Raw genomic sequence first — 18567 nt, forward strand, 5'->3', positions numbered from 1 at the left:
TCCGCCCATCGCCTCAAAAACGACTCAAACTCTCCATCGCCACCGTTTTGAATTCTGCAAAATCACGGCAGCCGCACAGGCGCGTCATCGCCCGCTCGCGCAGGAAGGTGACGAAAATATCGTAAATCGCCATCGCCTCTTCGTATTCGCTTTTGCTGATCGCCAGCAGGAAAATCACGTGCGCCGTTTCGTCGCCCCACTTTATTCCCTGCGGAGCCAGTACGGTGTAGACCACGGTTTTTTGCGCCAGCAGCCCGAGGGAGTGCGGCAGCGCGATACCGTCGCCGAGCATGGTGCTGACGATGGCTTCACGTTCGACCACCGAGTCGAGAAACTCCGCGTCGACAAATCCTTCCTCACGCAGTTGCCCGCACAGTTCCTGGAACAACGTTTGCTGATCACTGTTTGAATCAATCACGCGGAAATGGTCGGCGTCGAAGTATTTTTCCAGCATCCACGGACGGGTGCGATCCACCAGCACCAGCTTGCCGATCTGCTCCAGCTGATAGTCGGTCGGGAACGGCGCGATCTGTACCACCGGTTTCGCTTTTTCACTGATGCGGGCGGTGGAGATCACGAAATCCTCGCTGATGCTTTCCGCCAGCTCGTACTCGCGCAGGGTGACGGTGCGCGTCACTTCCACCTGCGGGTATTTGCGCTGCAGCACCGCTTCAATCATGCGCGCCATCGCATTCCCGGCGTCGCACACCAGCAGGACGCGCGGCTGGCGCTGATAGCCGACGTTGTAATGCCGCTCCAGCCCGACGCCGATGTGCAGCACCAGAAAACCAATCTCGTTTTCGCTGATCACGTACGGCGTGTATTTCCCCCAGCCGGAGACCGCCGCCAGGGTCATATCCCACGCCATCGGATAGTGCTGTTTGATGTTATCCAGCAGCGGATTGGGGATCATGATTTGGTAACGCACGCGGGTGATCATGGTTTTAATATGTGTCAGCAGATCCGCGTGCAGCTGGGCATCGTTCAACAGGTTGTAGTTATAGTGGGTGTTAATGTAGCGCAGGATATAGTTCACCAGCGCTTCGTCGTCGTCAGCGTTAATCGCGCTCGGGGCGATCTCCTGAATCTGGCGCGCGGCGATGTGGACACAAAGCCAGTTCTCCTCTGACGGTGAAAGCACTTTATCCGCCAGCCGGGCGATGGCCGCAGCAATATCCCTCGCGGCGTCACGCACGTTCTCTTCGACATCCTCGGCGTTAAATTCCGGCAGCGGATAGCCTTCGCTGATGCGTCGCACGGACACGGCGCAGTAGAGCCGTACAAACAGCTCGCCTTCATCCGTGAGACGAATGTGATGGCGCGTGAGGGTGTCATGCAGCACCATGACCAGTTTCTCCGGCACACCCGCATTCAGGGCGACTTCGGTCACCAGCGGATTGAGGCTGTCCTGCTGCGCCAGCTCCCACAGCAAATCCGTCAGGCAGGCGCGAATCGACATCTCACTGCCGAACAGTTTCATGCCGTGGCGCGGGCGCGTTTCCAGCGTCAGGCTGTAGCGGTGGAACCACTCTCGCACCTCCACCATGTCGTTTTGCAGGGTCGCGCGGCTGACAAACCATTCATCAGCCAAATCTTCCAGCTTTAACGAAAAAGCAGAGGTGAGAAAACGCACCACCAGATAATGCACGCGCTCCTGTCCGGTGCGCGGGATCCGCAGCGCACGCGGGCGAGAATCCTGCAACGACTGATAGCGCGCGGCATCGTCAATCTTGAGCTGATAGCCGTTGCCGCGGCTGAGAATAAACTGTGCGCCGTGGCCTGCCAGCAGCGCGTTCAGGGCGGTAATGTCCGCCCGCACGGTACGTGTGGATACCGACAGCCGCTGCGCCAGCTCGTCCTGCGGCAGCGTCTCGTTTTGCAACAGATCGAACAGTTGCGCTAAACGTTGGTTCGGAAATCGCACGTCTTTATCCTCTTACGGCTCATGGCCCGGTTGAAATGACCATCTGTGATGGGCTGCCGACCGGCGTGTAGTCCGGTTCGAAGCTTAGCTTGCCATCGGGTGCAACGCGAAAACGGGTGATGTTATCGCTGCGCTGATTCATAACGTACAGCCAGCGGCCCTGCTTATCCAGGGTCAGAGAGCGTGGGTAATCGCCACGGGTCCAGACATCCTCCTGATGCACCAGCGTGCCCTCGGCCGTTACCCTAAAGTGCGCGATGCTGTTATGCAAACGGTTCGCGACGTACAGCTGCTGGCCATCAGCGCTCAACGCCAGCCCTGCGGCAAAACTGGTGCCGTTATACTCTTTCGGCAGGGAAGAGATCGTTTTGCCCTCTTTCAGCGTGCCGGTGGCCTGATCCAGGGCATACCAGGTCAGGGTCGAGGACTCTTCGTTGATCAGCCACAGGCCATCGCCTTTCGGCGTAAAGACAAAATGGCGCGGCCCGGCGCCTTTGGACGAGGCGTTGATAAACGGCGGCTCGTTTGGGGTGAGCTTTCCGCGTTGCTTGTCAAAACGATACTGATAGATCCGATCCAGACCGAGATCCGTCGAAAAAACGTATTTCCCGCTCGGATCGGCGGCGATCATATGGGCGTGAGGGCCGTTATGATCGCTTACGGCAAAACTGCCTTCGACAGCCGCTTCCGGTTTCGCCGCACCGGGTTCACCCTGATCCTGATGGGTGTCCGTCGCCTCTCCCAGACTGCCGTCAGCCTTCACGGGCAGCACCGCAATCGAGCCGCTGACATAGTTCGCCACCAGCAGATGACGCCCCTCTGGTGTCAGGGAAACATACACAGGTCCCGCCCCGCCGGACGCCACCTGATTCAGCTCGGTCAGTTCACCGTTTGCCCCGATGCGTAACGCCTGAATCACCCCTTTCTCCGCTTCGCTCGCCAGATAGAGGGTTTTGCCATCGTGCGAAACCGTAAGCTGCGCCGCGTTGGGTAACTGGCTCACGAGGGTTTTCTCTCCGAGCGCACCATTGTTGGGATCGACCGTAAAACGGTACAGCCCTTCGCCGTTCGGGTTGTAGGTGCCGACCCAGGCGTACTGGGGTTGTGCGACGGCGGCGGTGGCAAGCAGGGAGAGTGAAGCGACGAGCAGGTTATGGGTGTGCATGGCGGCTCCTGGTGTTGTGCGGTTTGATGCTCTCACCCGACCCTCTCCGAAGGGAGAGGGTTCAGGCGCGGCGAGAACTACTTGACCAACGTCTTCGTCATTTCCAGCAGCGTGCGCACGTCCTCAGGACGGGTATCGCCGCTGGCTTTGTCGATAATCGAGCTATAAATATGCGGAATGATTTTGCTCACACCTGCGTCGAGGGCGATCTGCAGGATCTCCTCAAAGTTTTCCAGATCGATACCGCCGGTTGGCTCCAGCCAGAAATCGTGGCGGGCACAGGCTTCAGCAACGGCCTGGTATTCGTCACGGCATTTCAGACCGCCCATCGGGAAGTATTTGATGGAGCTGCCGCCGAAATCTTTCAGCAGGGCAATCGCCGTCTCAACCGGGACGATACCGTCCGGTGCCGCGCTGCTCAGCGGGCCGGTGGAGATTTTGACCATTCCGACGGTTCCCGTTGGCGAGACCAGACCGTTAACCACCGACGCATTCTGCCCCAGCAGTGCGCGGCTGGTCGCCACACCGGTGAACACCTGGTTGACGTGCTGCGGCTGCACCTGGCGAGAGATTTCACTGACCATCGCCGACTGGTTCGGATCGCCCGCCCCGAGTCCGACGGAGAGAGCGTTGTCGATCAGCGCTGCATACTCGCGCATATCAGCGACGGCACTCGCCACATCAGGATAGTTTTTGGAGAGCACGCCCACCAGCACATGGCCTTCTGCGGCTTCATAGATCGCGCTGGCGTTGGCTTTGGAACCGGCCAGCACGTTCAGGCACACGCGGTCACGATAAAAATTGGGGGTCAGTTTCATGCTTGTTTCTCCTGGCTTAAGACTTCGCGGATGCGGCGATAAACAATATTCAGCTGATCGGCGCTGACGCTGCGCACATCCGCTTCGATAATCCCTTCGTTGGCCTTGTAGCCACGGAAATAGATCGCGTATTCGCCCTGCTTGAGCTGACTGACCAACTCGCCGGTGCCCACGCCGGTGGTGGCTTCATCGAATTTAATTTCGGTACGAGCGATATCGCGGCCAGCGCTGTCCCATACCACGCGGGCCGTGACGCCATTGAGCGTATTCAGCGCATCGATAAAGGGCGTCATCTTCGCCACCATCTCTGCCCCGCTCTCTTTGGTCGCCGTCAGATAGTGTTCGATGGCGCAGGTCAGGCCCAGAATCCCCTCTTTGCCCACTTTCATCGCGCGGCCAATACCCGCGGTCTGGCGTTTGACCCACTCTACGTACTGGGTTTTGCCAATCACCAGGCCGCTGGTTGGCCCTTCAATCGCTTTCGCGCCGCTGTAGATCACCAGATCCGCGCCCGAACGATAGTAGGTATGAAGATCTTCTTCGGCCGCCGCATCGACGATCAGCGGCAGATCGTGTTTTCGCGCGACTACTGCGGCCTGCTCAACGCTGAGCATGCTTTTCTGCACGCAGTGGTGCGATTTGATGTAGAGGATCGCCGCTGTGCGCGGGGTGATCGCCGCCGCCAGCTGATCGGCGGAGCACTCGTTGGCGTAACCGGCTTCCACCAGTTTACCGCCGCCGAGCGCAACCATGGTGCCGACCGGTGCGCCAAAGTTGACGTTGTGGCCTTTCGGCAGCACGATTTCGTTGTTCTCAATCGGCGTAACGTGCAGGTTTTCCAGCAGCCAGTCGCTGTCCTTGACCAGCACCGCGGCTACGGATTGGGCAATTCCTGCTGACGCGCACGAGACCACCGTCGCCCCTTCCACGTCCAGCAGCTTCGCGATGTACTCCCCGGTTTTATTCACCAGATCTTTCATTTCGAAGTACTGGTTCATGCCGTCCATCGCCGCCTGCACCACTTCCGGGCGCGGCGTCGACACGCCCAGCGCGGTCATGCGGCCTGAGGTGTTAATCACCTGTTTTAAATTGTATTTCTCATAAATCGAAGGCATTTTCCGTACTCCCTTGTTCGGTCATATAGCCCTTGCCCGCGCGGATCGCGGCTAGCGGCACCAGAATATGTTCAGCCTGCAGGCTGTCGTTTTCCGCATCCACCAGCAGCGTGGGCTGGCGTTTAACGGTGAACAGCGTCAGGTCGGCATCCAGACCCGGCTGAATGCGGCCTTTATGGGCCAGACGCAGGCCATCGGCGGCGTTCGCGGTGACGCACTCGATCACCTGCGGAAGCGACATGCCGATTGCGAGGAATTTCGACATCACGCTCGCCAGGCTGCCCACCGGGCCGTTGATACGGTTGCGGCAGTAAATGTCCGAGCTGATGGTGTGCGGCAGAATGCCCATCGCGATGGCGCGTTTCGCCACTTCAAAGCTAAAGCTTGCGGTACCGTGGCCCACGTCCAGTCGCACGCCGCGCTTGAGCGCACGGGTGACGGAGGCGCGCAGTTCGCCCTCTGGCGTCAGAATGCGGTTCGGTTTGCCGTTATAGCAGTGGGTGATGATGTCGCCGGAACTGAGCAGTTCGGCAATCTCGTCGAGATTCGGCGGATTGTTACCGATGTGGACCATCAGCGGCAGATCGCAGTTCTCTTTCTGAATCGCTTTCGCGCGCTCCAGCGGTGTGATGCCGTTTTCGCCGACCACACTGCTGCTCATGCGCGCTTTCAGGCCGACGATGAAATCCGGGTGGCGTGCAACGGCCTGTTTCACCGCATCGGCGTCGATATTGGCCATGTTCGCCAGTTCGTTCTGGGCGATCAGCCCCACGCGGGAGATGTTCAGCAGGGCGAAAACCTCCGTTGAGGCTTTGCGGGTAATTTCGTAGAAGTCGTCCACGTCATCTGCGCCGGTACTTCCCGCGTCCACCACCGAGGTCACGCCCGTGGCGATGCCGACGCTGTCTGGCTCATCGTGGTAGATCGGGGAATTTGGATAGCAGTGAACGTGGGAGTCAATCCAGCCGGCGCTGACGAAGACTTCGCCATTCAGCTCGACGGTTTTGTGTGCGGGAGTGGAAATCTCGCCCAGCGCTGCGATTTTACCGTCCTGGATGGCGATATCGGTCAGGGTATCGTCGGTCAGGCGCGCACGGCGCAGGAGTAAATCAAACATGCGTATCTCCTGAAAGGACGGGCGCGTGAGCGCCCGTGGGAGTTAAAGGGCCACCGGGAACAGCGAACCTAAAATCATGGCGCCGAGGATCGCGCCGCCGGTAATCGGCTTCTGCCAGAGGTAAAACAGCAGCGCACCGACCAGCGAACCGATACCAATCGGAATAGAGGCGGTCATGGCGCTGAGAATAATCAACGGCCCGAGGAAGCGGCCAGAGGCGTTACCCGCGCCCATCATCACGTCAGCCCCGTAGGTGGAGTTGCTCTGATTGATGGTGAATTTACGCGCCAGAATGATCACGTAACCAATCGCCAGACCAATCACCAGGCCGGTCGCCAGCGAGGCGATAAAGTTGGTCACCGGGAACATGATCCCCGCGCCCAACAGCAGCGCCGGAACGCCGAGGCCCACGCCGGTCTGAATCGCACCGCCGATATCCAGGATCCCCACCAGGGAGCCTTCGATGATACGGGCGAACAGGAAGCTTGCACCGAACGCGGCGACCGCACCGTAAACACCGGTGTCGATACCCGCTTTCAGCATCGCCACGAAAGCCACTTCGTTAAACGCGCCGATGCCGTACAGGTAGTACATGTGCGTCCCGGCGAAGACGCCGGAAGAGAGCAGGCCAACGAAGATCGGGAACGACCAGTCGGCATACCAAAAACCTTTATTCTGTTCCATGTCGAGGCTCCTGTTATTTGCCGCTGAGCGAGCTGTGGATCAGATCGAGCCAGTTCGGCACGGTCAGATGGAAGGATTCGATCATCTTCATGTCGAAGCCGCGGAAGAAGCCGCTCAGAACGAACAGCAGCACGATGGCGACCATCATCACTTTGGTGACGTGGTTCCAGCCGCTCTCTTCAACGCCCTTACCGATCAGAATGCCCAGCACCAGACCCGGTACGGCGTTCCCCATAATCAGCTGCGCTGCGCCGCCAAACACGGTCGCCCAGAAGCCCGATTTTTTGCCCGCATCGATAGCCGCCAGCCAGAAAATCACAGGCATCACGGTGTTCACCAGCAGGTTCGCTGCCGGAACCAGCACCTTCACGGCGGTGACCTGCAGGGCAGCGGGAACGGACGAGGCGGTGAGGTTCAGGAAGGTGACCACGAACATGCCGATGATGCCGCAGGCAATCGCCATTTTGCGTGGGTCGTGCAGTGTTTCGCCCACGTTGCGGTTTTTCAGCATCAGCGCCGCCGCACCCCAGTTCGGGATGATGCGATGGTCAACGTCTTGAGTGAATGCCCCCGCAGCCACTGACGATGCCCAGGCGTTAAAGAAGAACCCCAGACCAAAGGAGAAGTGAGACGCAGGGTCCCCTTCACAGGAGTTCAGTTCCCCCAACGTACGAAACGCGCCCATACCCTGTGTGGTAGGCGCATGAAACATGCGTGCAGCCCCGGCGCCCACGCCGACGCCAACCAGGCCGCCGATGATGAGCGATTTTATTAAAATTATCAGGAACATTAGTCTGCCCTATTAGTAAGAATCAGCGTTGCGTGACAAAGTCCACCTTGTCGAGATTGATGGCGGTCACGTTGACGGTCACATCCAGCTCCACGCTGTAGGTGCGTCTTTCCCGGCGCAAAAAGAAGTACAGAAAAGCTTCCTTACGCACCGCTTCTTGCGCCTGAACAACCTGCACATCCTGTGGCTCAATACGCAGTAAGATATGCGGCGATGCTTTCATCACCGCGGCCTGAACGTGGTTTAGCGCGTCGGCAAAGGCGCGGGATTTCATCTCGCCTTTGCCTTTCACTCTCACCGTGGTGGTGAATTGCTCTTTCATGCTCAGACGCCGTGCTTCTTCTGCCACGCCTGAACCAGACGCTCGCCCAGCTCTTCTTTATCCATAAAGCCGAAGCCCAGCACGTTGCAGCCTTCGTTAATGGCAGTGACGCCCTCTTCCACTGAACGCATGCCGTATTTCGCTTTGTAGCCATATTTGGTCTGTGCGGTGATTGCACCCGCGCCGCCGCTGCCGCAGAAAGAGATGCCGAAAGTGGCGTTTTCCGCTTTCATGACGTCGCCCAGTTTCATGTCTGCCGCCACGCCTGGCACGACAACCGCACGTCCGCCTGCTTTTTCAACGCCGATAGCCACTTTCTGGCCTTTGCCCAGACGATCGCCAATCACAACAGTAATTTGTTCCATGGTAGTGCTCCTTAAAGGTTGTCTTTCGCGACTTCGAAGTGAACGGAGAGCAGCCAGGCTTCTTCATCAGGAAGGTTGCCAAACTGCGCGACCACTTCGCGGGCAAGCCGCATTGAATCTGCAGAAATTTCGTCAAACAGGTCAGCTTCTACGTCCGGCAGCGGTTCGCCGGTCACGGACCGGTGCGCCATTGCGCGAACGTGGGACGTCAGCATCTGAACCTGGACGTCATTGGGAATGATGTTGTGATGGCTAAGCAGAGTGAATACCTGCTCCAGCATGGTGTCAGCGAGCTGTGCCGTCTGCGCTGCCTGTTCCCCAACGTCGTTCATTACCGCTCCGTTAATCACTCGTCTTACCCCGTTAATGGCTCTGGGATAAAACTAACGCTGGCGGTTATTTGTTTGTAGCGAGTTGTTTTCCACTTCGAAGTGGAAAGGAGAGCGGCACCAGTGATCTGTGCCACATAATTGCGGTGAATATGAATTATCAGCTGGATTTGCGTGATGAATATCACGCTATTCGGTGGTCAAACGGCAGGAAAGAGAACGAAAAAGTTTACGAGCAGGCTCGTAGAAATGTGAACTGGATAAGGTTTTCTTATGGGGATTCGGTAAAGTGCGCGTGGGTGCTTGAGACTGACCGTCTCATGCATGGGACGGAAAGTGGAAAGCCCCTATCTGAATTTAAATCAGGGTCGGGGCTGGAACATCACGTCTAACCACGTGAAGTAATGCCTTACCCGCTGCCAAGGAGGCATCCATGAAGCAGCAGAAACCGATTATCAGGGCTCTGATGATTGTTGCTTTGACAATAATCATCTTATCTCTGATAAACCGCAAAACGCTTTGCGAAATCCGTTTTCGTCAGGGTTCGCTAGAGTTAGTTGCGCGGATGGACTGCCGCTCCTGGAAGTAAGGAGCTAAATGCGGAGGCAGGGATTATGCCTCCGCTTCACGAGGATGGGCGTACAGCTCAGGCACCCAATTAACGATACTTTTTGTGGTACTCATTGCGGGTGGTGACAAAGCCGTCAGCCGCGGCCTGTGCCTCTTTGACTTTACCTTCGTTGGCCAACTTCAGCGCACCGTCGATCTGGCCGACCAGCACGTCAAAACCGTGGCGGAAATCTTTCATTTCGGCGCTGTCGGGAGCTGCGTTTTCCAGCTTCGGCGGCGTCGCTTTTTGCGCGTCGAGCGCGGCGGCGCGCATTTTGGTTAATGCGTCTTTCATTTCCGTCGCATTATCCGTTTTTTGCACCACTTTCAGATTGGTGCTGAGGGTGTCCATATTGTCTTCAAGATCGGCGGAGAAGGCAGCCGAACTCATGACCAGCGTTGAAGCGACGACGACGGCTAACAGGCTCTTATACATTGCTCACATCCTTTTTTATTATGAAAAAAGTCATACCTGCCGCATTCGGGGTGCAGGCACGCGCGCACTCAACGCACCTGCTGCCCGAAACAGGACGGGTATTACTGACCGGCGATTTTCATCTCCGGCAACAGCACTGAACCACACTGTATATTGCTGCGCGTTTCAATATCGTTACCGACCGTAACAATATTGCGCCACATATCTTTTAAGTTGCCGGCGATGGTAATTTCGCTCACCGGATACTGAATTTCACCGTTTTCAACCCAGAACCCCGCCGCACCGCGCGAGTAGTCCCCGGTAATACCGCTCACACCCTGGCCCATCAGCTCAGTGACCACCAGACCGGTGCCCATCTGCTTCAGCATCTGTTCAAAACTCAGCCCCTGGCCTTCGATGCGCCAGTTGTGGATACCGCCCGCGTGACCGGTGCTTTTCAGCCCCAGCTTGCGCGCAGAGTAGTTGGTCAGCAGCCACTGCGTCAGCACGCCGTCTTTGATGATATCGCGACGCTCCGTGCGCACGCCTTCGCTGTCGAACGGCGTGGACGCCAGCCCTTTCAGCAGGTGCGGATGCTCTTCGATGGTCAGCCATTCTGGCAGGATTTGCGTGCCGAGCGCGTCGAGCAGAAAGGTGGATTTGCGATACACCGCGCCACCTGCAATCGCACCAACCAGATGACCAAAAAGACCGGTTGCCACTTCATTGGCAAAAATCACGGGCGCTTTCATGGTGGAGAGTTTGCGCGGCGACAAACGGGAAAGGGTGCGTTTTGCGCACTCTTCGCCGACCCACTCCGGCGACTGCAAATCGCCCATCGCGCGGCCAATGGTGTAGGCGTAATCACGCTCCATGTCACCGTTCTCTTCTGCAATCACGCAGCTGGAGAGCGAATGGCGCGTCGAGCAGTAGCCCTGCAGCATGCCGTGGCTGTTGCCGAATACTTTGATGCCGTAGTGGCTGTTGAAGCTGCCACCTTCGGTATTCGTGATGCGTTTATCTGCTTTCAGAGAGGCTTGCTCGGCGCGGGCAGCGAACTCAATGGCTTCGTCCGGCGTCACTTCAGCCGGATGGAACAGGTCGAGATCCGGCGCGTCAAACGCCAGCAGCTCTTTGTCTGCCACGCCTGCGTAAGGGTCCGGCGAGGTATAGCGCGCAATATCCAGCGCCGCCTGCACGGTGCGAGCGATCGCATCCGGGCTTAAATCCGTCGAAGAGGCGCTGCCTTTGCGATTCTGGTGATAAACCGTAATCCCCAGCGCGCCGTCACTGTTAAATTCAACGTTTTCCACTTCGCCAAAGCGGGTGCTGACGCTAATGCCCGTGGTCTTGCTGACCGCCACTTCGGCGCCATCGGATTGGCCTGATGCCAGCATCAGTGCGGTGGATACCGCTTCTTCAAGAATCTTACGCTGCGCTTCAACTTGTGAGGTTACTTTCATCGCAAATGCCATACTGTAAGAGGGAGTTATCTGAAGTCTAACAGAGAACCGTTTTTCAGTGCGCGTCTTAACTGGTAACATTAGCCTCTTTTTTAAGGAGCCTGACATGACTAAGCAGCCCGAAGACTGGCTCGACGACGTTCCCGGTGATGACATCGAAGACGAAGATGATGAAATCATCTGGGTCAGTAAAAGTGAAATTAAACGCGACGCCGAAGAGTTAAAGCAACTTGGTGCGGAAATGGTAGAGCTGGGTAAAAACGCGCTGGATAAACTCCCGCTCGACCCGGATCTGCGCGGAGCCATTGAACTGGCCCAACGAATCAAAAAAGAAGGCCGTCGCCGTCAGCTGCAGCTGATCGGTAAAATGCTGCGCCAGCGCGATGTAGAACCGATTCGCCAGGCGCTGGACAAGCTGAAGAACCGCCACAACCAGCAGGTTGCGCTGTTCCATAAGCTGGAACAGATCCGCGACCGTCTGGTCGACAATGGCGACGACGCGGTCGCAGAAGTGTTGAACCTGTGGCCGGACGCCGACCGTCAGCAGTTACGTTCGCTTATCCGTAACGCGAAGAAAGAGAAAGAAGGGAATAAGCCGCCGAAATCTGCGCGCCTGATTTTCCAGTATCTACGCGAGCTGGCTGAGAACGAAGGTTAAATTATTGCCGGATAACGCTGCACTTATCCGGCCTACGTCCCCGTAGGCCGGACAGCAGTGACTCTACTGCTCTACCGCTTCTGCTTTCTTCGCCAGACCATCCAGCAGTTTCTGATGTATCCCACCAAAACCGCCGTTACTCATCACCAGAATGTGATCGCCCGGCTGTGCCGTTTTCACGATCATATCGGCCAGCGTGTCTACGTCCGCATGCCAGTGCGCAGGCTGCACACAGGCTTCAGCAACTTCCGCGACCTGCCACGGAATATGCTGCGGTTGCAGCAGGAAGACTTCATCCGCACGGCCTAACGACGGCGCGAGATCGTCTTTGCAGATCCCCATTTTCATGGTGTTTGAGCGTGGTTCCAGCACCGCCAGAATACGCGCCGTACCGCCCACTTTGCCGCGCAGGGCAGCCAGCGTAGCGAGGATCGCCGTGGGGTGATGGGCGAAATCGTCGTACACGGTCACGCCGTTGGCTTCGCCGCGCAGTTCGAGACGACGACGGGCGTTGATGAACGAATTGAGCGCATTCGCGGCGTCGGCAGGCAGCACGCCTACGTGACGTGCGGCGGCAATCGCCATCAAACCGTTATGCATGTTGTGTTCGCCGACCAGCTCCCACTTCACTTCACCCACTTTCTCACCGTCCAGCAGCACTTCCCATTCGGAGGCGTCGGTGGTCAGCTTTTTCGCCTGCCAGTGGCCCTGCTCGCCCACCAGCTCCTGCTCGCTCCAGCAGCCCATCGCCATCGTCTGTTTCAGATTGATGTCGTTTTCCGGATAAATGATACGGCCCTGCCCCGGCACGATACGCACCAGGTGGTGGAACTGTTTCTGAATGGCTTTCAGATCGTCAAAGATATCCGCGTGATCGAACTCTAGGTTGTTGAGGATCAGCGTGCGCGGGCAGTAATGCACGAATTTGGAGCGCTTATCAAAGAACGCGCAGTCGTATTCGTCCGCTTCAATCACAAAAAACGGGCTGTCGCCCAGACGCGCGGAGACGTCGAAATTCCCCGGTACGCCGCCGATCACAAAGCCCGGCTTGTAGCCGCAAGCCTCTAAGATCCAGGTCGCCATACCGGCGGTAGTGGTTTTGCCGTGCGTACCGGCAACGGCCAGCACCCAGCGATCGCGCAGCACGAAATCATGCAGCCACTCAGGGCCGGACATGAATGGAATGTTGCGTTCCAGCACCGCTTCCACACACGGATTACCACGGGTCATGGCGTTGCCGATAATCACCAGGTCTGGCTCAGAATCGAGCTGACTGGCGTCATATCCTGAAATCAGGTCGATACCCTGCTTCTCAAGCAACGTGCTCATCGGCGGATACACATTGGCGTCCGAACCTGTCACCTCATGGCCTAAAGAGCGCGCCAGCATCGCCAGTCCGCCCATGAATGTGCCACAAATCCCCAATATATGAATGCGCATACGTCACTATCCCTCTTCTGTGTGGCGCACATTTTACTCACATGTCAGCGCCAGAGAAACGCATTTCAGGTAAATCCGTATTTTGCTGGCGCGATTCACCTCTGCGCTAATATTTGAATGTTTGTTAAGATTGTTGGACTTCAGGCTTTATACGCAACATACGATCGCTTTACTCACATACGATGCAGGGAAAGTGTTATGAAAACGTTAGGTGAATTTATTGTCGAAAAGCAGCACGAGTTCTCTCATGCTACCGGTGAGCTCACTGCTTTGCTGTCGGCAATAAAGCTCGGCGCGAAGATCATCCACCGCGATATCAACAAGGCCGGTCTGGTCGATATCCTGGGTGCCAGCGGTGCCGAAAACGTGCAGGGCGAGGTTCAGCAGAAGCTCGATCTGTTCGCGAATGAAAAACTGAAAGCGGCACTGCGCGCACGCGACATCGTCGCAGGGATCGCCTCCGAAGAAGAAGATGAAATCGTTGTTTTCGAAGGCTGCGAGCATGCTAAATATGTCGTTCTGATGGACCCGCTGGATGGCTCCTCAAACATCGACGTTAACGTTTCTGTCGGCACGATTTTCTCTATCTATCGCCGCGTGACCCCGGTCGGTACGCCGGTCACTGAAGAAGATTTCCTCCAGCCGGGCAGCAAGCAGGTCGCGGCCGGGTATGTGGTTTACGGCTCTTCCACCATGCTGGTTTACACCACCGGCTGCGGCGTTCACGCGTTTACTTACGATCCGTCACTGGGCGTGTTCTGCCTGTGCCAGGAGCGTATGCGTTACCCTGCGAGTGGCAGCACCTACTCCATCAACGAAGGTAACTACATCAAATTCCCGAACGGCGTGAAGAAATACATCAAGTTCTGCCAGGAAGAAGATAAGTTAACCCAGCGCCCATACACCTCGCGCTACATCGGCTCTCTGGTGGCGGATTTCCACCGCAACCTGCTGAAAGGCGGCATCTATCTCTACCCAAGCACCGCCAGCCACCCGGAAGGGAAACTGCGCCTGCTGTACGAATGCAACCCAATGGCGTTCCTGGCCGAACAGGCCGGCGGCAAGGCGAGCGACGGTAAAGAGCGCATTCTGGATATCATCCCGGAAAGCCTGCATCAGCGCCGCTCGTTCTTTGTTGGCAACGATCATATGGTCGAAGACGTTGAGCGTCTGATCCGCGAATACCCGGACGCATAACGTTTTTAACATGGGGAGCGTTGCTCCCCCTTTTTTCATTTATATATTTTACCGTATAAATGAATATAAAAATGGCGCTTTAATCTTCTCGTCCTCTCGCGCATTATTCTGAACAGTTAACTATTTATTCAGAGGAGCGCCCGACGCGATGCAAAATTATTCTCGTGCAAACACCGGTATTGATTTAAACCTCATTCCCGTTTTTATTGAGATTGTCCGATGCGGCAGCATGGCGAAAGCCTCTGTGCGCCTTGAGATGTCCCGCCCCGCCGTCAGCCTGGCGTTGAAGCGTTTTAATCAACTTTTTGACGAGCCATTATTTATTCGTAAAGGCTTATATCTTGAGCCAACGCCAAAAGCGTTAGAATTGACAAATTCGCTGGAAAATTTAATGGCTGATATTCATGAAAATATTGGCGCGGTGAATACTGCGGAAGCGTAAACCCTGACGCGTTATACGCCAGGGTTTATTAGTATCAGGCCGTTTGCGCCGACAGTTTAAACGATGACATAGCTTCAATCAGTTCGCGCGACTGCTCTTCAAGGGAACGCGTCGCGGCGGAAGATTGTTGTACCAGCGCGGCATTTTGCTGCGCTGTCTCATCCATCTGATTGACTGCAATATTCACCTGCTCAATACCTCGACTCTGCTCAAGCGACGCGTTGGCGATCTCCCGCATCAGTTTGGTCATGCGCAGCACTTCCGTTGCAATCTCATCCATCGTCTCACCGGCCTGTTGCGCCAGCTCGCTCCCTTCGCTGACGTGAGTCTGCGAATCGCTGATGAGGGTGCGGATCTCTTTCGCCGCGTCGGCGCTGCGGCTGGCGAGATTACGCACTTCCCCGGCCACCACCGCAAACCCACGCCCCTGCTCGCCCGCACGCGCCGCTTCCACCGAGGCGTTGAGCGCCAGGATATTGGTCTGGAAGGCGATGCCGTCAATCACACTCAGAATGTCGGCGATGCGCGCAGAGCTGCCTGAGATATCGCGCATTTTTTCAATCACGTAGCACACCATTTCGCTGCCGTGATCGGCGGTATCCGAGACGCGTTTCGCCAGCTGATGCGCCTGCTCGGCGTTATCGGCGTTTTGCTTCACGGTGGCGGTGATCTCTTCCATGCTGGCCGCCGTTTGCTCAAGGGAGGTTGCCGTGGATTCCGTGCGCTGGGCCAGATCCAGGTTACCTGCCGTCAGTTCCCTGCTGCCCGTGTCAATCTGCGAGCTGGCATCACGCACGCGCATGACGGAGCCCATCAGCGACTGGCGCATCTCTTCGATAGCCGCATTCAGGCGGTTAAACTCCTGACTGGTCGGCGCGTTCAGGCTGTGAGTCAGATCGCCCGCCGCCACATGTTCAAGCTGGGCGATCGAAGCCAGAAGCGGTTTGAGCAGCATATGGCGCAGGGACAGCCACGCCAGCACGATGATTCCGGCGGTCAGCAGCGCGGCGATCACGATCAGCAGCATCACCCGGTTTTTACTCGACTGCACCGCTTTCACTTCCGATTTCCCGCGCTTTTCGCTCCACGACTGGAACGCCTGCATATCGTTATCAAACTGGCGCGCGACCGGAATCAGCTTGTTCTCCAGCAGATCGTAATAGGCATCGGCGCTTTGCTGGTTAAGGGCAGCCACCATCGGGGTGATCCCTTCGGCGTTATAGGTGGCAAAACTCGCCGCCACCTTATCCAGCAGTTGCTGCCCTTTCGGATTATCAATGCCGCCGTCGATCACCCCTTTCAGCGTTTTTTGCGCCTGGGCAACTTCGCGATTGATGTTCTGTACGGATTTGGCGGCATCATCCAGCATGCCGATCTCCATCAGCCGAACGGCCTGACCCGCCTCATTGCGCGCACGCAAAATCAGCGTGTAACCCGCGTTGAGCTGCACCATCTGTTCACCCTGAAGGTGATTGATGCGCTGTAAAGAAGAGGAACTCTGTGTGAGGGCATAAATGCCAATGCCGCTGACAATCAGCAGCAGAAGGGTCATAACGGCCAGTAACGAAAGCAAGCCGGTACGAATCGATAGCGTTTTCAGCATGATGTTATTTCCGGTAGCGAGATATTTCTGGACAGAAATAAAGGTTATCGACCGCTACCGGAAAAAGTTTACACTTTAAGCAAATTCAGGGTGTTATCTGTTGAGCGGTGTAGTGCTAACGCGCGTCACAGGCGAGCTGAGGCGGTTTTCCCACAGCACCGTCAGGCCACGCTGCAGCGCGATAAAGATGAACAACAAAATGCCAATCGCGATTTTGGTCCACCAGGAGCTCAGCGTGCCGTCGAAGTTGATGTAGGTCTGAATAAGCCCCTGGATCGCCACGCCAAACAGTGTCCCAAGCACAGTCCCCACGCCGCCACTCAACAGCGTGCCGCCAATCACCACCGATGCGATCGCATCCAGCTCTACGCCCACGCCCGCCAGCGCGTAGCCCGCCTGGGTGTAGATGGAGAAGACAATCCCCGCCAGCGTCGCCAGCCCGGTCGAGAGCATATAGATGCGAATGGTCGTGCTGCGGGTGGAGATCCCCATCAGATTCGCCGAGATCGCGCTGCCGCCGATGGCGTACACCTGGTTACCAAAACGGGTGCGATGGGCGAGGAAAATGCCGATCACCACCACGCCTAACATCAGCAGGCCCATCGCGCTCAGCCGCCCGCCACCGGGGATTTTCCACGCCAGGCTTGAGAGCGTGTCGTAGATCGGGTGGTTAATCGGGATCGACTCTTCCGACACCAGATAGCTCACGCCGCGCAGGAAGAACATCCCGGCGAGCGTAATGATAAACGCCGGGATCTTCAGGGCATCGATCAGCAGTCCCATGAACGCGCCAAACGCGCAGCCCATCACCAGCACCAGCGGGAAGGCCAGCAGCGGCGAGATCCCCCAGAAACCGATCGCTTTGGCGAGGAACACGCCGGTAAAAGCGATCACCGAGCCGACGGAGAGATCGATCCCGCCGGAGAGGATCACGAAGGTCATGCCGACAGCGATGATCCCGAGAAAGGCGTTATCCGTCAGAATGTTGCAAATCACGCGCGTGGAGGCGAAACCGGGGAATTGCGTCAGGCAGTAGAGATAGCCCAGCACGAAGACCCCCAGCGTGATCATGAGCGGTAAATTACGTTTTATCATGGCCGCGAATCCCCTTGATGATGCTAATAAAGCGCGACGACTGAACAATCAGCACGCAGAGCACAACCACCGCTTTCACCACCTGATTCAGCTCCGGCTGGAAGCCCGAAAGCAGAATACCGGTGTTCATCCCCTGGATAATCAGCGCGCCAATCACCGACAGCAGCAGGTTAAAGCGCCCACCCATCAGCGATCCGCCGCCAATCACCACCGCCAGAATAGCGTCCAGCTCCAGCCACAGCCCGGCGTTGTTGGCATCAGCGCCGCGAATATCGGCGGCGACGATGATCCCGGCAATCGCCGCGCAGACACCGCTCAGCACATAGGTCAGCATCACCACCATACGGGTGCTGACGCCCGCATTTTTCGCGGCGCGAATGTTGATCCCAACCGCTTCGATAAACATCCCCAGCGCCGTTTTGCGGGTAAACAGCCAGAAAACGATTAGCGTGACCAGCGCAATGATCACCGGCGTCGGGAACAGCAGCAGCTTGCCGCTGCCGATCCACGCCAGCGACGGTGAGTCAAAGGTGACGATCTGCCCGGAGGTAATCAGCTGCGCCACGCCGCGCCCGGCCACCATCAGAATTAAGGTCGCGACGAACGGCTGAATTTTGAGAAGCGAAACGAGGATCCCGTTCCACAGCCCCGCCAGCACCCCGGTGCCCAGCGCCGCTAAAATCACCACAGGCAGACTGTGCCCGGCGACCGTCATCGAGGCGGCAGTCGCGCCGGCGATGGCCATGGTCGCCCCCACAGAGAGATCGATGCCGCCGGTGGCAATCACCAGCGTCATACCGATCGCCAGCAACGCCACCGGTGCCGCGCGGTTTAGGATATCGATGGGGCTACCGAACAGCCGCCCATCCTGCAAAATGATCTGGAAAAAATGCGGCGCAACGAGGCTGTCCACCACCAGCACCAGCAGCAGCGCCACAATTTGCGGCGTGCCGGTGGGCCAGCTGAAGCGGCGCCTGGACTCGCCAGGCTTCGGAAGAGAACGGGACATCACGATT

General features: G+C 57.2%; 20 protein-coding genes. 4 read left to right on the forward strand and 16 right to left on the reverse strand.

The window, feature by feature from the left end; translation table 11 throughout:
* Nucleotides 1–13: 13 nt before the first annotated feature.
* From DAI21_RS01800 to DAI21_RS01845, 10 genes are all read right to left on the reverse strand, one after another.
* Complete coding sequence (locus DAI21_RS01800; RefSeq protein ID WP_107702361.1) at nucleotides 14–1924, reverse strand: transcription antiterminator; 1911 nt, start codon at nucleotides 1922–1924, stop codon at nucleotides 14–16.
* A gap of 19 nt (nucleotides 1925–1943) precedes the next feature.
* The gene (locus DAI21_RS01805; protein WP_107702362.1) at nucleotides 1944–3089 is read right to left on the reverse strand and encodes a lactonase family protein; all 1146 of its coding nucleotides are present in this window, start codon (nucleotides 3087–3089) and stop codon (nucleotides 1944–1946) included.
* 77 nt (nucleotides 3090–3166) lie between these two features.
* The gene (locus DAI21_RS01810; protein ID WP_107702363.1) at nucleotides 3167–3907 is read right to left on the reverse strand and encodes a KDGP aldolase family protein; all 741 of its coding nucleotides are present in this window, start codon (nucleotides 3905–3907) and stop codon (nucleotides 3167–3169) included.
* The gene (locus DAI21_RS01815) at nucleotides 3904–5022 is read right to left on the reverse strand and encodes a DgaE family pyridoxal phosphate-dependent ammonia lyase (protein ID WP_100777832.1); all 1119 of its coding nucleotides are present in this window, start codon (nucleotides 5020–5022) and stop codon (nucleotides 3904–3906) included. The genes DAI21_RS01810 and DAI21_RS01815 overlap by 4 nt, the downstream gene beginning before the upstream one ends.
* Nucleotides 5006–6139, reverse strand: a complete 1134-nt coding sequence (locus DAI21_RS01820) for an amidohydrolase/deacetylase family metallohydrolase (RefSeq protein WP_107702364.1) — start codon at nucleotides 6137–6139, stop codon at nucleotides 5006–5008. The genes DAI21_RS01815 and DAI21_RS01820 overlap by 17 nt, the downstream gene beginning before the upstream one ends.
* Nucleotides 6140–6181: 42 nt before the next feature.
* Nucleotides 6182–6823, reverse strand: coding sequence for a DUF4310 family protein (locus tag DAI21_RS01825; protein ID WP_095280544.1), 642 nt, complete (start codon nucleotides 6821–6823; stop codon nucleotides 6182–6184).
* 13 nt (nucleotides 6824–6836) lie between these two features.
* Entirely contained in the window at nucleotides 6837–7613 is a 777-nt protein-coding gene (locus DAI21_RS01830) for a DUF4311 domain-containing protein (protein ID WP_095280543.1), read from the reverse strand.
* 22 nt (nucleotides 7614–7635) lie between these two features.
* Nucleotides 7636–7935: a DUF4312 family protein gene (locus tag DAI21_RS01835; protein WP_100777834.1), complete on the reverse strand. Its 300-nt coding sequence runs from the start codon at nucleotides 7933–7935 to the stop codon at nucleotides 7636–7638.
* Nucleotides 7936–7937: 2 nt separating this feature from the next.
* Entirely contained in the window at nucleotides 7938–8300 is a 363-nt protein-coding gene (locus DAI21_RS01840; protein ID WP_107702365.1) for an SFCGS family glycine-rich protein, read from the reverse strand.
* A gap of 11 nt (nucleotides 8301–8311) precedes the next feature.
* The gene (locus tag DAI21_RS01845) at nucleotides 8312–8650 is read right to left on the reverse strand and encodes a glycine dehydrogenase (RefSeq protein WP_107702366.1); all 339 of its coding nucleotides are present in this window, start codon (nucleotides 8648–8650) and stop codon (nucleotides 8312–8314) included.
* Nucleotides 8651–9062: 412 nt separating this feature from the next.
* On the opposite strand from DAI21_RS01845, the gene DAI21_RS01855 reads away from it, so the two are divergent.
* Nucleotides 9063–9218, forward strand: coding sequence for a Hok/Gef family protein (locus tag DAI21_RS01855; protein ID WP_100777837.1), 156 nt, complete (start codon nucleotides 9063–9065; stop codon nucleotides 9216–9218).
* Nucleotides 9219–9287: 69 nt separating this feature from the next.
* Here the strand turns inward: DAI21_RS01855 and cybC are convergent, their stop codons facing one another.
* Both cybC and pmbA read right to left on the reverse strand, forming a co-directional pair.
* Nucleotides 9288–9674 carry a cytochrome b562 gene (gene cybC, locus DAI21_RS01860; RefSeq protein ID WP_100777838.1) on the reverse strand — a complete coding sequence of 129 codons (387 nt, stop codon included), beginning with the start codon at nucleotides 9672–9674 and terminating at the stop codon, nucleotides 9288–9290.
* A gap of 101 nt (nucleotides 9675–9775) precedes the next feature.
* Nucleotides 9776–11128 (reverse strand): metalloprotease PmbA, encoded by a 1353-nt coding sequence (gene pmbA / locus DAI21_RS01865; RefSeq protein ID WP_100777839.1) that lies wholly within the window; start codon nucleotides 11126–11128, stop codon nucleotides 9776–9778.
* A gap of 94 nt (nucleotides 11129–11222) precedes the next feature.
* On the opposite strand from pmbA, the gene yjgA reads away from it, so the two are divergent.
* Nucleotides 11223–11774: a ribosome biogenesis factor YjgA gene (gene yjgA, locus DAI21_RS01870; protein WP_095280536.1), complete on the forward strand. Its 552-nt coding sequence runs from the start codon at nucleotides 11223–11225 to the stop codon at nucleotides 11772–11774.
* A gap of 63 nt (nucleotides 11775–11837) precedes the next feature.
* On the opposite strand, the gene mpl is transcribed toward yjgA, so the two are convergent.
* The gene (gene mpl, locus DAI21_RS01875; RefSeq protein WP_102104471.1) at nucleotides 11838–13214 is read right to left on the reverse strand and encodes a UDP-N-acetylmuramate:L-alanyl-gamma-D-glutamyl-meso-diaminopimelate ligase; all 1377 of its coding nucleotides are present in this window, start codon (nucleotides 13212–13214) and stop codon (nucleotides 11838–11840) included.
* Between the two features lie 198 nt (nucleotides 13215–13412).
* Between mpl and fbp the strand changes: the two genes are divergently transcribed.
* Together fbp and DAI21_RS01885 are read left to right on the forward strand one after the other, a co-directional pair.
* Nucleotides 13413–14411 carry a class 1 fructose-bisphosphatase gene (fbp, locus tag DAI21_RS01880; RefSeq protein ID WP_100777841.1) on the forward strand — a complete coding sequence of 333 codons (999 nt, stop codon included), beginning with the start codon at nucleotides 13413–13415 and terminating at the stop codon, nucleotides 14409–14411.
* Between the two features lie 148 nt (nucleotides 14412–14559).
* Nucleotides 14560–14853, forward strand: a complete 294-nt coding sequence (locus tag DAI21_RS01885) for a LysR family transcriptional regulator (protein ID WP_100777842.1) — start codon at nucleotides 14560–14562, stop codon at nucleotides 14851–14853.
* A gap of 34 nt (nucleotides 14854–14887) precedes the next feature.
* Here DAI21_RS01885 and DAI21_RS01890 read toward each other — a convergent pair whose 3' ends face one another.
* The 3 genes from DAI21_RS01890 to ytfT all read right to left on the reverse strand — a co-directional run bounded on the left by DAI21_RS01890 (nucleotide 14888) and on the right by ytfT (nucleotide 18563).
* The gene (locus DAI21_RS01890) at nucleotides 14888–16456 is read right to left on the reverse strand and encodes a methyl-accepting chemotaxis protein (protein ID WP_102104470.1); all 1569 of its coding nucleotides are present in this window, start codon (nucleotides 16454–16456) and stop codon (nucleotides 14888–14890) included.
* A gap of 93 nt (nucleotides 16457–16549) precedes the next feature.
* A complete protein-coding gene (yjfF, locus tag DAI21_RS01895; RefSeq protein ID WP_107702368.1) occupies nucleotides 16550–17551 on the reverse strand; it encodes a galactofuranose ABC transporter, permease protein YjfF in 1002 nt (333 codons plus the stop codon).
* The gene (gene ytfT, locus DAI21_RS01900; RefSeq protein ID WP_102104468.1) at nucleotides 17538–18563 is read right to left on the reverse strand and encodes a galactofuranose ABC transporter, ATP-binding protein YtfT; all 1026 of its coding nucleotides are present in this window, start codon (nucleotides 18561–18563) and stop codon (nucleotides 17538–17540) included. Before ytfT ends, yjfF begins: the two co-directional genes overlap by 14 nt.
* Between the last annotated feature and the right edge of the window lie 4 nt (nucleotides 18564–18567).

The organism is Lelliottia sp. WB101 (assembly GCF_003051885.1).
GTDB lineage: Bacteria > Pseudomonadota > Gammaproteobacteria > Enterobacterales > Enterobacteriaceae > Enterobacter > Enterobacter nimipressuralis.

Coding starts and splice junctions, on each gene's coding strand:
- DAI21_RS01805 (WP_107702362.1), bottom strand. CDS start 3,089: ATGCACACCCATAACCTGCTCGTCGCTTCACTCTCCCTGCTTGCCACC.
- DAI21_RS01810 (WP_107702363.1), bottom strand. CDS start 3,907: ATGAAACTGACCCCCAATTTTTATCGTGACCGCGTGTGCCTGAACGTG.
- DAI21_RS01815 (WP_100777832.1), bottom strand. CDS start 5,022: ATGCCTTCGATTTATGAGAAATACAATTTAAAACAGGTGATTAACACC.
- DAI21_RS01820 (WP_107702364.1), bottom strand. CDS start 6,139: ATGTTTGATTTACTCCTGCGCCGTGCGCGCCTGACCGACGATACCCTG.
- DAI21_RS01825 (WP_095280544.1), bottom strand. CDS start 6,823: ATGGAACAGAATAAAGGTTTTTGGTATGCCGACTGGTCGTTCCCGATC.
- DAI21_RS01830 (WP_095280543.1), bottom strand. CDS start 7,613: ATGTTCCTGATAATTTTAATAAAATCGCTCATCATCGGCGGCCTGGTT.
- DAI21_RS01835 (WP_100777834.1), bottom strand. CDS start 7,935: ATGAAAGAGCAATTCACCACCACGGTGAGAGTGAAAGGCAAAGGCGAG.
- DAI21_RS01840 (WP_107702365.1), bottom strand. CDS start 8,300: ATGGAACAAATTACTGTTGTGATTGGCGATCGTCTGGGCAAAGGCCAG.
- DAI21_RS01855 (WP_100777837.1), top strand. CDS start 9,063: ATGAAGCAGCAGAAACCGATTATCAGGGCTCTGATGATTGTTGCTTTG.
- cybC (WP_100777838.1), bottom strand. CDS start 9,674: ATGTATAAGAGCCTGTTAGCCGTCGTCGTCGCTTCAACGCTGGTCATG.
- pmbA (WP_100777839.1), bottom strand. CDS start 11,128: ATGGCATTTGCGATGAAAGTAACCTCACAAGTTGAAGCGCAGCGTAAG.
- yjgA (WP_095280536.1), top strand. CDS start 11,223: ATGACTAAGCAGCCCGAAGACTGGCTCGACGACGTTCCCGGTGATGAC.
- mpl (WP_102104471.1), bottom strand. CDS start 13,214: ATGCGCATTCATATATTGGGGATTTGTGGCACATTCATGGGCGGACTG.
- fbp (WP_100777841.1), top strand. CDS start 13,413: ATGAAAACGTTAGGTGAATTTATTGTCGAAAAGCAGCACGAGTTCTCT.
- DAI21_RS01885 (WP_100777842.1), top strand. CDS start 14,560: ATGCAAAATTATTCTCGTGCAAACACCGGTATTGATTTAAACCTCATT.
- DAI21_RS01890 (WP_102104470.1), bottom strand. CDS start 16,456: ATGCTGAAAACGCTATCGATTCGTACCGGCTTGCTTTCGTTACTGGCC.
- yjfF (WP_107702368.1), bottom strand. CDS start 17,551: ATGATAAAACGTAATTTACCGCTCATGATCACGCTGGGGGTCTTCGTG.